The sequence below is a fragment of the Actinomadura latina NBRC 106108 genome (assembly GCF_001552195.1).
Classification (GTDB): domain Bacteria; phylum Actinomycetota; class Actinomycetes; order Streptosporangiales; family Streptosporangiaceae; genus Spirillospora; species Spirillospora latina.
Map to the genome: position 1 here is coordinate 233,218 of NZ_BCQS01000011.1, position 12,040 is coordinate 245,257.

Annotated in this window: 10 protein-coding genes; 5 read left to right on the top strand and 5 right to left on the bottom strand. The window is 73.1% G+C overall.

Features of this window, described 5'->3' with window-relative positions:
- Positions 1-29: 29 nt before the first annotated feature.
- Complete coding sequence (locus AL2_RS17065; RefSeq protein WP_067634830.1) at positions 30-320, bottom strand: hypothetical protein; 291 nt, start codon at positions 318-320, stop codon at positions 30-32.
- 104 nt (positions 321-424) lie between these two features.
- Positions 425-2,113 carry an ExeM/NucH family extracellular endonuclease gene (locus AL2_RS17070; RefSeq protein WP_067634831.1) on the bottom strand — a complete coding sequence of 563 codons (1,689 nt, stop codon included), beginning with the start codon at positions 2,111-2,113 and terminating at the stop codon, positions 425-427.
- Between the two features lie 177 nt (positions 2,114-2,290).
- Here AL2_RS17070 and AL2_RS38555 point away from each other — a divergent pair, with 177 nt between their 5' ends.
- Complete coding sequence (locus AL2_RS38555; RefSeq protein WP_067634832.1) at positions 2,291-3,109, top strand: IPT/TIG domain-containing protein; 819 nt, start codon at positions 2,291-2,293, stop codon at positions 3,107-3,109.
- On the opposite strand, the gene AL2_RS17080 is transcribed toward AL2_RS38555, so the two are convergent.
- Positions 3,102-4,541, bottom strand: coding sequence for a carbon-nitrogen hydrolase family protein (locus AL2_RS17080; protein WP_157438200.1), 1,440 nt, complete (start codon positions 4,539-4,541; stop codon positions 3,102-3,104). The genes AL2_RS38555 and AL2_RS17080 overlap by 8 nt on opposite strands.
- A 182-nt stretch (positions 4,542-4,723) precedes the next feature.
- Here AL2_RS17080 and AL2_RS17085 point away from each other — a divergent pair, with 182 nt between their 5' ends.
- On the top strand, positions 4,724-5,440 hold the full coding sequence (locus AL2_RS17085) for a hypothetical protein (protein WP_067634834.1): 717 nt from the start codon (positions 4,724-4,726) through the stop codon (positions 5,438-5,440).
- A gap of 10 nt (positions 5,441-5,450) precedes the next feature.
- Here the strand turns inward: AL2_RS17085 and AL2_RS17090 are convergent, their stop codons facing one another.
- Positions 5,451-6,662: an MFS transporter gene (locus tag AL2_RS17090; protein ID WP_067634835.1), complete on the bottom strand. Its 1,212-nt coding sequence runs from the start codon at positions 6,660-6,662 to the stop codon at positions 5,451-5,453.
- A gap of 152 nt (positions 6,663-6,814) precedes the next feature.
- Here AL2_RS17090 and AL2_RS17095 point away from each other — a divergent pair, with 152 nt between their 5' ends.
- From AL2_RS17095 to AL2_RS17105, 3 genes are read left to right on the top strand one after another with little or no spacing between them, the layout of a single operon-like run.
- Complete coding sequence (locus AL2_RS17095; protein WP_067634836.1) at positions 6,815-8,101, top strand: lipase family protein; 1,287 nt, start codon at positions 6,815-6,817, stop codon at positions 8,099-8,101.
- Positions 8,102-8,119: 18 nt separating this feature from the next.
- On the top strand, positions 8,120-9,082 hold the full coding sequence (locus AL2_RS17100; RefSeq protein WP_067634837.1) for an acyl-CoA desaturase: 963 nt from the start codon (positions 8,120-8,122) through the stop codon (positions 9,080-9,082).
- Positions 9,079-10,848: a fatty acyl-AMP ligase gene (locus AL2_RS17105; RefSeq protein ID WP_067634838.1), complete on the top strand. Its 1,770-nt coding sequence runs from the start codon at positions 9,079-9,081 to the stop codon at positions 10,846-10,848. Before AL2_RS17100 ends, AL2_RS17105 begins: the two co-directional genes overlap by 4 nt.
- Positions 10,849-10,851: 3 nt before the next feature.
- On the opposite strand, the gene AL2_RS17110 is transcribed toward AL2_RS17105, so the two are convergent.
- A complete protein-coding gene (locus AL2_RS17110; protein ID WP_245666697.1) occupies positions 10,852-12,030 on the bottom strand; it encodes a PucR family transcriptional regulator in 1,179 nt (392 codons plus the stop codon).
- Positions 12,031-12,040 lie beyond the last annotated feature (10 nt).

A 12,040-nucleotide genomic window follows, 5' to 3' on the forward strand; every position in this document is an offset into this window, starting at 1 on the left:
CAACCCGGCCGGAGCCGCTCCTCTTCCCGTCAGCGCATCATGAACCAGGTGACGTTGACCGCGGCGATGCCGAGCAGGACGGGGATCGTGATGCAGAGCCACGACCAGTTCACCAGCGCGCGGGCCCGCGCCGGGTCCTCGGCGAACCGGGTCTCGGCGCGGGTGTAGAGGAGCGCGGCGACCACGACCAGCGGCACGAACACGAACGTCGTGATGAGGCCGAGGACGAAGGCGGCGGCCTGCCCGGGCCGGGTGTAGGTCCCGTCCGGGCCGATGCCGAAGGCGAGTGAGGGGGCTGGGGCGGGGACGGCTTCGGTCATCGCAGCGCACCGATCTCTAGAAATGTGACCCGGATCATACGCTTCGTGACCTTCGCGCGCGAGAGGGCCGGCCGCCCCTTTTCCGGCGGCCGGCCCGACGGGCGTCAGCGCAGGTTCAGCCCCAGCAGGACGGGGTCGTGGTCGGACGAGCGGAACGCGTCCGGCTTGTAGAACTCCGGCGGGTTGTACTCGGTGTTGTAGTCGAGGAACACCGGCTCGTCGCTGTTGATGTGCCAGATCGTCGCGCCCGTCACGCGCCGCGACAGGCCCTTCCCGGCGAGGGCGTGGTCGAGTTCGCCGGACTGCCCGTCGAAGACGTAGCTGTACCGGTCGCCCGGCCGAACGAACCGCTGCGTCTGCGAGACCAGCCCGGCGCGGGTGAGCACCTCCACCGGGTCCTCGGCCGTGTAGGCGTTGAGGTCGCCGACGACGAGCGGGTTCTCCGCGCCGTCCGCGATCGCGCGGATCGCCTCGGCCTGCTTGACGCGGCGGGCGTTGTAGCAGCCCTGGCCGTCGCCCTGGTCCTCGTCGGGGCCGGTGGCGTCGCCGCAGCCCTTCGACTTGAAGTGGTTCACGATCATCGTGACCGCCGCCCCGCCGGACGCGGGCCGGAACGTCTGCACCAGCGGCGGCCGGTCGAAGACCGGGTCCTGCGACGAGCGCGCCGCGCCGACCGGCGTGACCTTCGCCGGCTTGTAGATGAGCGCGACGTGGATCTCGTCCGTCCCCGGGTACGGGTGCCGCACCCACGCGTACGTCCCGGCGCCGGCCTCCTGGTTCAGGCGGTCGACGAGGGCGCCCACGGCGGTGTCGCCGTTGTTCTCGACCTCCATGAGCCCGACGATGTCGGCGTTCAGGCCGTTGAGCGCGGCGGTCAGCTTGGCGAGCTGCCGCTCCTGTTCCCCGGCCGTGTCGGCGCCGCGCTCGTTCAGCGTCGTGAACCAGTTCAGCGTGTTGAAACTCGCCACGCGGACGCCGCCGCCGACGTGCCGCGGCTTCGTCCGCGCCGGGTTCGTGGCGGCGAAGTGCGCCGTCCGGGTCGGTTCGAGCCGGTACTCGCCGAACCCGTAGTGGAGGACGCCGGTGAGCCCGGCCGTCGAGTCGCCGATCCGCAGGACGCGCGGGTCGGTGTACGGGATCGTGTCCGGGTTCTGGACGTTCGACCCGTCGTCGACGAGCAGCTTGCGCGCGTCGTTCCCCGCCTGCGTGGAGCCGTGCCCGTCCGTCGGCTGGAAGAGCCGGCCGCCGGCGGAGACGGTGACCTCGCCGTACCGGCCGAGCTGGTAGACCTCGGTCGCGGTGAGCCGCTGTCCGAACCGCAGCAGCATGCCCTCGTACCGCTCCAGCGCGGCGCCGCCGCGCAGCGGGAGCCGGACGCCCGCCGGCGCGACCCGGCCCGTGCCGCACACGTCCACGGCCGAGACGGGCGACAGTTCGGTGAGCCCGTTGTACTCGACGGCCTTGCCGGTCACGAGGACCCGGTCACCGACCGCGACCTCCCGGGTCGAGTAGACGAAGAGCCCGTCGGAGGTGCGCGGGTCCCGGTCGGGTGTCGGGTCCTGGACGAAGAAGCCCTTGAGCTGGTCGGACCGCTGGAAGTCCGCGGTGACGACGCCCTCGACCCGGACGGTCTGCCCGGCCAAGGGACTCGCGTCCCCGCTGCCCTGGACGTCGGCGATCTGATGGTCGGCGGGGGTGCCGCAGGTGGGCGGCTCCGCCGCGGCCGCCTGCTGCACGCCGGCGGCGAGGCCGGCGGTCAGGACGGTCGCGAGTGCTGCTGCTGTTCGGCGCATGGCCGGAGAGTAGGGCGCGGCATCGGCGGGTCGGCGAACCGTTAATGAAGACTCCACCAATTTGCAACGGATTGTCGCAATCCAGGGCGCCGCTCGGCCCGCCCTTTGCGAAACGCCGTCCGGCGCCGCTTGGATGAACGGCTGGAGAGGCCCGCACCGAAACCCCCGAGGAGGGCCGTGACCGAACCATCCCCCGAAACCGAGTCGCCCGGCGAGAAGTACGCCCGCACCCGCGACATCGTCGCCGTGTTCGCCGTCCTGCTGATCGCCACGGCGGTACTGGTGATCGTCCTGATCCAGGCGTGGCCGGCCGGCCCGCAGATCGGCCCGGACGGGCGCACCGAGATCACCCCGGCCGCCAGGACCGTCCACTTCCCGGGGTGGTCGCCGACGATGGCGCGGGAGACGAGCCTGTTCGTGATCGTCATGGCCGCCGGCGCGCTCGGCGGCATCGCGCACGTCCTGCGGTCGTTCTACTGGTACGCCGGGAACCGGGCGCTGCGCCGGAGCTGGCTGCTGATGTACCTGCTGCTCCCGGTCGTCGGCGCGCTCTTCGGGCTCATCGTCTACCTGGTCGTGCGCGGCGGCCTGACCTCGCCCACCGGCGGCGCGGCCGACATCAACCCGTACGGGATCACGGCCATCGCGGCGCTCGTCGGCCAGTTCTCGCGCGAGACCGCCGAGAAGCTCCGCAGCGTCTTCTCGACCCTGCTGGCACCCGCGCCGCGGGGCCGCGACCACGCCCTCACACCGCGGATCAATGCGATCGAGCCGGCCGGCGGGCCGCCCGGCACGCGGGTCACGATCACGGGCACCGGCCTGGCGTCCGCGACGATCGTCCTGTTCGGCGCGGCCCGGTCGCCGGCCGCCGACGTGACGGACACGCTCATCCGGACGGTCGTCCCGGAAGGAGCCACCTCGGCGCCGCCCGTGGTGAGCACCCCGACGGGCACGGTGGCGAGCCCGGAGCCGTTCGTCGTCGAACCGCCTACTTAGCGTCCCGCCAGTGGTCGTGCCAGGCGTCGTAGGCGGCGCCGGGGAACACGCGCGGCAGCTCGGACGTCGGCAGCCGCCCCAGCTCGGCGCCCGTCCGCGCGACGCCGAACTGCCGGTCGCCGGTGTAGGCGGTGCGGGCCAGGCTCTGCGGCCCGGTGACCAGGCAGGTGTGGCGTGGGCCCGGCAGCTCGCCGTCCGGGATCGCGGCGCCGACCGCGAGGCTGTTGGACACCGTCACCCAGGCGCCCAGCTCCGCGACCTGCCGCTCGGCGCCCTGCTCCTCCCAGCGGTACTCCAGGATCGGCTTGGAGAAGATCGGGACGAGCAGGTGCGACACCCCGCACGCCAGCAGCTCGCGGTCCCAGCGGATCGACCGGCCGAGGTCCTCGCAGATCAGCACGGCGAGCCGGCCCAGTGAGGAGTCGAGCACGCTGATCCTGCGGCCGGGCCGGATGTGCTCGGCGGCGGTGCCCGCGTCCGGCGCGTCCGGCAGCCGCCACAACCGCATCTGCGCGGCGTCCAGCGTGAAGCCGGACAGCTTGTCCTGGACGAGGAGCTCGCGCCCCGTCCAGCGGTCGAGCAGGACGGCGCGGTTCGGCGGCGGGTCGCCGCCGCCGAGCGGGCCGGTGCCGAGCAGGATGAACCGCAGCGGGCGGCGGGCCCGGTCGCGCCCGGCCGTGTCGAACGCGACCTCCTTCCAGTGCTCCAGCAGCGCGTCCGACAGCGACGCCTCCGGCATCACGGCGAGCTGCGCGCCGGACTCGTCCAGCCGCCGGACGATCGCCTTGATCCGGGAGCGCAGCCCGGAGGAGTCCATCGGGCGCAGCCGGTACACGGTCGCGCCGTCCCGCTCGGCGAACTCGATCTCCACGTCGTCGTAGGTCTCCAGCACCGGCGCGCAGCCGACGGCGACCGGCTCGTCCCGGCTGAAGTGCGGGTCGTGCACGGACGGCAGAACCTGGTGGTCGATCATGTCCCACTCGGCCTGCGGGACGCGGTGGACGCCGAAGAACTCCGCCTTGGACCGCAGCCCGCGAGGCCGGCCCGGGAACGCGCAGCGGGGCAGCAGCGCGCCGGTCGTCCCCGGCCCGTTGAGCCTGCCCTCGGTCAGGTAGGTGACCAGCACCCCGGCCAGCGCGGGCGCGCCGTGGTAGGGGCCGTACGGGCTGGCGTGCGCGAGCGCGGTGTCGAGCCCGAGCAGGATCATGAACCGGCCGCGGTCCCCGTACTCGGCGACCATCTCCTCGGTGATCGCCGGGTCGAGGACGCCGTGCTCCAGCACGATCTCGCCGATCTCGTTCGCGCGGCGCCGCACGTGCTCGTCCTCGTACCAGCGGGTGGCCGTCCAGCCGCGGAAGACGTCGTCCGGCATCGCGTCGTAGAGCCGGACGAAGAGATCAGCTGGTTCGGCCGGGTACACGGCTGCAGCCAACTGATCCTTCATAGGCGCCCCCGGGGGTCGACAAGGCACGGTCACGGCCGGTGCCTCGATGCTAACGCTCGCGGGGCCCGGGCACCGTGTCGTCCGCAACAGAGCGAGCATCACTTGACATTCACTTGGCACGGGCGCACTCTGGATATGTCCGGCGCTGCTCGTCGACCCAGGAGTCAGCCGTGAACCCATCCAGCGACACCGCCCCCGACCCGCGCGACCGGAGGACCGAGATCCGGCGCCTCATCGACGCGATGGAGCACGCCAAGATCATCGGCGACGGGCACTTCTCGGCGCTCGGCATGCTGATCACCGACGCCTCGCTGAGCGCCGACGAGCCGGCCCTGACCGAGTGCCAGGACGGGCTCCAGTGGCTGCACCGCCACTACCTCGACGTCGGGGCCCTCGACGGCGCGCAGCGCGAGCAGCGCGGCCGCATCCTCGGGCTGATCGACGTCGTGCACTGGGCGCTGAAGCGGCTCCCGTCCGGTCTCCAGCTCGCGCTGCAGCCCGACGGGTACGCGGCGCGCTTCCTCGTCGCCGTGGCCCTCCGGGAGGGCCTGTCCAACCAGCAGCTCGCCACCGAGCTCGGCACCGACGAGACCGAGATCAGCCGGGTCGGCCGCAAGCTGCTGTCCGCGGGCGTCGTGTGGCGGCGCAAGGAATGGCGGCACAACGCCTGGGACCTCACGCCCCGGGGCCGCCACTACCTGGAGACCTCCGGGCTGCTGCCCGCCGATCCCGGACCGGACCGTCCCGCGGAGCGGTCCCGGCTCTCCCCGGACGCGGACGCCGTCCCGCGCCGCACGGAATCGGCCCGTCCCGAACCGGCCCGCCCGTCCACGCCGCAGGACCGCCCGTCCACGCCGCCGGACCGCCCGCGCCCGGCCCAGGGCTGAACCGCGCCGCTCAGGAGCGGCGCGCCAGCGGCAGGGCGAGCAGGATCACGGCGCCGGTCAGCGCGAACGCGACCGGGTAGCCGGTATGGGTGGCGGTCACGCCGAACGCGGCGCCGCCCACGCCCATGCCGCCGTCGTAGCCGATGTTCCAGAGCGCGCTGACCGTCCCGTACGCGGACGCGGGCGCCCGCTCGTACATCATCGACAGGCTCGCGTTCTGGGTGACGCCGAAGCCCGCGCCGAACAGCACCATCGAGCCGAACACCGCCGCCGGATGCGGGGCGAGGAACAGCAGCGCGATCCCGGCCGCGGCCAGCGCGAGGGCGGGCAGCAGCAGCCGCGCGGCGCCGTGCCGGTCGGCGGCGCGGCCCGCCCACCAGCGGGCGGCCGTGGTCGCGGCGGGCTGGACGAACAGCGCCGCCGCCGCGACGCCCCCGGCCGGCACCGCCTCCGGTAGGAAGGTGATCAGGATGCCCGCCGCCATCGCGGTCGAGGCGAACGCGGCCGCGGGGCGGAGCAGCGCCGGCGACCGCAGCCCGGCGACCATCCCCAGCGGCCGTTCCCGGGCCGGGGTCGGGGCCGGGGCCGGGGCCGGAGCCGGGGCCGAAGTCGGGGACGGCTGCGGGAGCCGGTTCGGGATGCCGGGCAGCACCGCGAGGGTGGCGAGCGCGATCGCCGCGCTCGCGAGGAACACCGGCGGGTAGCCGACCCGGTCGGCGAGCCACACGCCGAGCGGCAGCGCCAGCACCGCCGGCGCCCCGGAGGTGATGCCGAACAGGCCGAGCGCCTCGCCGCGCCGCCCCGTCGGCGCGAGCGCCGCCACCAGCGCGTTCGGCAGCACCACGGCGACGCCGAAGCCGAGGCCGCGCACCAGGCTCGCCAGGACGATCATCGCCGTGCCGGACGAGAACGGCAGCGCGAGCGGCGGCAGGGCGAGCAGCAGCGTCCCCGCCGCGAGGACCGTCCGGTACCCGAACCGGGTCAGCAGGCGGGGGAGGGCGAGTTCGGCGAGCACGGTCGTCAGCATCAGCGCGCCCGTCGCGAGGCCCGCGCCGGCGCGCCCCGCCCCGCCGTCGACCGCGTACATCGGGACGACCGACAGCAGCAGGAAGACGCCCGTCAGGCTGGTGACGGTCGCCGCGAACACCAGTGCCAGCGGCCGGGTGACCAGGCGCGGACGTGGCCCGGCCGCTCGTTCGGCGTCCCGCAGTGACTTGCTCATGACGGCGACATTAAATGACGTCCCGGACAACCCGGTTGTTGAGTTCGTTGCTAAGAAAGCCGTCCGACCATGTGAGAAGACTTCATTCCGCGCGCGGGACGTGATCGGCACAGTCGTCAGCATTCGGTTTCCAGTCCTCCTCTGGAGCGAGAATGCGCCTCCGTGCCCTCTTCAGCACCGCCGTGCTCGGTGCGGCCCTCGCCGTACCCGTCACGGCACCCCCTGCCCTGGCGGCTTTGGACGGAGCCGCGCCGCCGGGCTGCGACGCCACCGACGCCGACATCTACGCGGCGCCGCCGGCGACCGTCGCGGGGAAGCCGGGCGACCTGCTCGCCTGCCGCCCGGCGAAGCTGACGAACATCCCCGGCGACGTCCCGATGAAGGCGTGGAAGGTCCGGTACGTCTCGACGGACGCCAAGGGCCGGAAGAACGTGGTCACGGGGACGGTCGCGATCCCGGACGCGGCCTGGGCGAAGACCGGCTCCCGCCCGACCGTCGCGTTCAACCCCGGGACGCTCGGCTCCGGCCCGCAGTGCGCGTTCTCCAGGCAGCTCGCCGGCCAGTACGTCGACATGTACGAGGGCGGGAACCTGCAGCTGTTCCTCAAGGCCGGGTTCGCGGTCGCCGCGACCGACGGGGCCGGGTTCCTCGACGGGCAGGTCCACACGTACATGATCGGCGCTAATGCGGGGCACGCGCTGCTCGACATCGTCCGGACGTCCCGCCAGATCCCCGGCGGGACGCTCACGGCGGACGGCAAGGTCGGGATCTCCGGCTACTCCGAGGGCGGCGCCGCCTCGCTGTGGGGCGCGCAGCTCGCCTCCTCCTACGCGCCGGAGCTGGACGTGGCCGGCGCGGCGGCGGGCGGCGTGCCCGGCGACCTGAAGCTGACGGCCAAGCAGCTGAACGGCAGCTTCTTCGCGGGCTTCCTCGCCGACGCGCTCGTCGGCCTGAACGCCGCCTACCCGGAGATGCCGTTCACCGAGCTGATGAACGACAGGGGCACGCAGGCCATCAAGGACGTGCGGTCCAACTGCCTGTTCGGGACGCTCGCGGTGTTCCTCGGCGCCCGCGTCGAGAACTTCTCCAAGGACGGGCTCACCCTGGAGCAGCTCTACGCGCTCAAGGGCCCGGGCGGCGTCACGTGGAGCGAGATCGTCGACCGGCAGAAGCTCGGCGTCGGCGTCGGCCCCCCCGCCTCGGCCGCCAAGTACAAGATCGGCTTCCCGGTGTTCCAGTACCGCGGCTGGCTGGAGGAGATCATCCCGCACGAGACCGAGGACGGCACCCGGCAGGCGTACTGCGCGGCCGGCATCAACACGACGTGGAAGAACACCTACCCCACCGAGCACCTGTCGACGGACTGGGGCGCCGCCGGGGACGTGACGAACTTCCTCGGCGACCGCTTCGAGGGCAAGCCCGTCCAGGGCAACTGCTGAGTTAAGGAGACCTAGGACATGACAGCGGGTGTCGCCGACGTCGGCGAACGAACACCGCAGCCGGACATCTCCGGAACCGTCCCGCTGCCCGAGCGCATCGCGGTCGTAGTGTTCGTGGTCGCGCCGATCCTCGGACTGCTGGCGGCCGTCCCCTTCCTGTGGGGCTGGGGGATCGGCTGGACGGACGTGGCCATCTTCGCCTTCCTCTATCCGCTCAACGCCATCGGCATCACGGTCGGCTACCACCGGCACTTCACGCACGGCGGCTTCAAGGCCAAGCGGTGGCTGCGGATCGCGCTCGCCATCCTCGGCGGGCAGGCGATGCAGGGGTCGGTGGTCCGGTGGGTCGCCGACCACCGCCGCCACCACAAGTACTCCGACCAGGAGGGCGACCCCCACTCGCCGTGGGCCTACGGGCCGGGCGTGTGGGGGCTCACCAAGGGCCTGTACCACGCGCACGTGGGCTGGCTGTTCAGCAAGGACCGCACGTCCCGCAGCAAGTACGCGCCGGACCTGCTCAAGGACAGGGACATCCGGTTCCTGTCCCTCGACCCGGTGTACGCGGTGATCGTGCTCTCGACGTTCCTCGTCCCGATGGGGCTGGGCGCGCTGCTCACGTTCTCCTGGCACGGCGCCCTCACCGCGCTGTTCTGGGGCGGCCTGATGCGCGTCTTCGCCGGCGAGCACGTCACGTTCTCGATCAACTCGATCTGCCACGTGTTCGGCAAGGAGGACTTCAAGACCCGCGACAAGGCCCGCAACGTGTGGTGGCTGGCCATCCCGTCGTTCGGGGAGTCCTGGCACAACCTGCACCACGCCGACCCGACCTGCGCGCGGCACGGCGTCCTCAAGGGCCAGATCGACATCAGCGCCCGCGTCATCTGGATCTTCGAGAAGCTCGGCTGGGTCTGGGACGTCCGCTGGCCCGACCACGAGCGCCTCGCCTCCAGGCGCGTCACCTCTCCCGGAGAAGCAGCATGAAGGACCTCCCCGCACTCGACCGGACCCCGCTGATCGAGCGGCTCGCCCGGTTCGCCAAGGACTTCCCCGGCGACCGCGCGTACACGTTCATGGACTACATGACGGACCCCGGCGGCGTCGCCACGCACGTCACCTGGGGCGAGCTGGACCGGCGCGCCCGTTCCATCGCCGCCGCGATCCGCCGCGCGACCGAGCCCGGGCAGCGGGTCGCGCTGCTCGGCCCGCAGGACCTGCACTACGTCACCGGGTTCCTCGGCGCGATGTACGCCCGCGTCATCGGCGTCCCGCTGTTCTCGCCGGACCTGCCCGGCCACGGCGACCGGCTGCTCGCCGTCTACCAGGACGCCGCGCCCGGCGTCGTCATCACCACGCGCGCGTCGCTGCCCGCCGTCGAGTCGTTCCTGAGCGGCGAGTTCGTGCGCCCGCCGGCGGAGGTCATCGTCGCGGACGAGGTGGACCCGGCGCTCGACTGGGCGCCCGAGCCGATCGACCCCGACGACATCGCCTACCTGCAGTACACGTCCGGCTCGACCCGCACCCCGGCCGGCGTGATCATCACGCACGGCAACTTCGCGACGAACGCCGAGCAGCTGTGGCGGACGTTCGACGGCATCCCGCGCGAGTCGTCCGGGGTGAACTGGCTGCCGGTGTTCCACGACATGGGCCTCGTCACGACGGTCGCGCTGCCGCTCGTCTACGGCAACCCGGGCGTGATCATGGACCCGGTGGCGTTCATCATGCGCCCCGTCCGCTGGCTGGAGCTGCTGAGCGAGCAGAAGCACGCGTTCACCGGCGGCCCCAACTTCGCCTACGAGTACCTCACCGCCCAGGTCACCGAGGAGGAGAAGGCGAAGCTCGACCTGAGCGGCGTGCAGGTGTTCATGAACGGCGCGGAGCCGATCCGGGAGAGCACGCTCACCGGCTTCTACGAGGCGTTCAAGGACTGCGGGCTGCGGCCCGAGGCGCAGGTGTGCGCCTACGGCCTGGCCGAGGCGACCGTCTACGTGTCGGCCTCGTCCCGGTTCCGGACGCCGACCCGCGTCGCGTTCGACCACGAGCGGCTCAGGCGGGGCACCGCCGAGCCGTGCGACGCGGCCGAGCCCGGCGCGATCCAGCTGATCGCGTGCGGGACGTCCTACGGCCAGCACGTCGTCGTCGCCGACCCCGAGACCGGGGTCCGGCTCCCGGACGGGAAGGTCGGCGAGATCTGGGTGCACGGCCCGAACGTCGCCGCCGGCTACTGGGGGCGCCCGGAGGCGACCAAGGAGACCTTCGAGGCGGAGCTGTCCGGCACGATCGGCGACCTGCCGCGCGGGCCGTGGCTGCGCACCGGGGACCTCGGCGTCCTGCACGGCGGCGAGCTGTTCGTCACCGGCCGGATCAAGGACCTGGTCATCGTGGACGGCCGCAACCACTACCCGCAGGACATCGAGTTCACCGTGTCCGGCGCGCACAAGGGGATCCGCCGCGAGTACGCGTGCGCCGTGTCGGTCGACACGGGCGACGCGGGCGACACGGAGGGCCTCGTCGTGATCGCCGAGCGGAACCGGCGGGTGCCGATCGCGCTCCTCGACCTCGACGAGGTGGCGCAGGCGGTGCGGACGGCCGTGAAGCAGGCGCACGACCTCCGCGTCCACGAGTTCGTGCTGATCGAGCCGGGCGGCCTGCTCCGCACCAGCAGCGGGAAGATCGCCCGGTCCGCCTGCCGGCAGGCCCACCTCGACGGGACGCTGCCGGTCACGGAGGTCACCGCCAGGAGCGAGTGACGCTCACACCTGCTCCCCGTCGGCGTTGTCCCGCAGCCAGACGGGGAGCAGCAGCATGAGCTCCAGCCGGATCGCGGGGTCCTCGATGTCGTAGTCGAACAGCTCGTGCAGTTGCGCGAGCCGGTACCGGACGGTCTGCGGGTGGACGCACAGCGCCTCGGCCGCGTCCGTCGCGTTGAAGCCGTGCTTGAGGCACTCCAGCAGCGTGGCCGCGAGCCGGGACCCGCGGTGCGCGCCGAGCGCGGTGAGCGGCGCCAGCCGCCGCCGCGCCGCCGCCTCGGCCAGCGTCCACCCCTCCTGCAGCAGCAGCTCCGGCAGGTGCCGGTCGGCGTGCACGAGGCCGGGCCCGGTCCGGCCGAGCCGCCCGGCCGCCAGCAGGTCGAGCGTCCGGTGCGCCCAGTGCAGCGACACGCCGGCCTGCTCCGCCGGCACCGACGGGCCGACCGCGCCGGTCCAGCCGGCGAGGGGCCCGAGGAGGCGGCCGTGCCCGCCGGGACGGTCCGGGTCGGGCATCACCAGGCACGGGCGGCCCCGGTCGAGCCCGCTGAGCAGGAACGGCGGCAGCCCCGCCGGCCCCTCGCCGCCGCTGCCGCGACGCGGGCTGAGGACGATCACCGCGAGCCGATCGGGCAGCGTCCAGCCGGCCAGGTTCGCCTGCTCGGCGACGACCTCCTTCGGCGCCGCCGGATCCGACAGCAGCAGGCTGAGCAGCCGGCTGCGCCGCTGCTCCCGCTCGCCCGCCGCCTTCTCCCGCGCCCGCGCGTAGCCCTGGGCGGCGGCGGACGCCAGCAGGTCCAGGTAGGCGAAGTTCACCTCGGTCAGCGCGATCGCCAGCTCGCGCGGCTTCTGCAGCCGGTCGGCCTCCCGCGACAGGTACCGCCACGCCGTCCGGGACGCGACCCGCAGCGCGTTCTGGAGGTGCTCCAGGGAGCGCCCCTCCATCGCCTCGCCGTACCCGATGTCGAAGAAGACCTGGTGGACCTCCTTCCAGGACGCGTCCGGGTCGGCGATCATCTGGACGAAGTGGCCCATGCCGCGCGTCACCGCGCCGCGCATGACCTCGACGTAGACCGGGTCGTCGGGCCGGGCGTACTCGGGGACGTGCCGCAGCACCCCCTCCACCATGGTGTCGGCCAGGGCCGTGAGGTGCGGGCGGATCCACTGCGCCTCTTCGCGCGGCACGTCACGCCAG

Bases quoted from the DNA above. Each gene is read 5' to 3' on its own strand.
- AL2_RS17065 (WP_067634830.1), bottom strand. From the start codon at position 320: ATGACCGAAGCCGTCCCCGCCCCAGCCCCCTCACTCGCCTTCGGCATC.
- AL2_RS17070 (WP_067634831.1), bottom strand. From the start codon at position 2,113: ATGCGCCGAACAGCAGCAGCACTCGCGACCGTCCTGACCGCCGGCCTC.
- AL2_RS17090 (WP_067634835.1), bottom strand. From the start codon at position 6,662: ATGAGCAAGTCACTGCGGGACGCCGAACGAGCGGCCGGGCCACGTCCG.
- AL2_RS17095 (WP_067634836.1), top strand. From the start codon at position 6,815: ATGCGCCTCCGTGCCCTCTTCAGCACCGCCGTGCTCGGTGCGGCCCTC.
- AL2_RS17100 (WP_067634837.1), top strand. From the start codon at position 8,120: ATGACAGCGGGTGTCGCCGACGTCGGCGAACGAACACCGCAGCCGGAC.
- AL2_RS17105 (WP_067634838.1), top strand. From the start codon at position 9,079: ATGAAGGACCTCCCCGCACTCGACCGGACCCCGCTGATCGAGCGGCTC.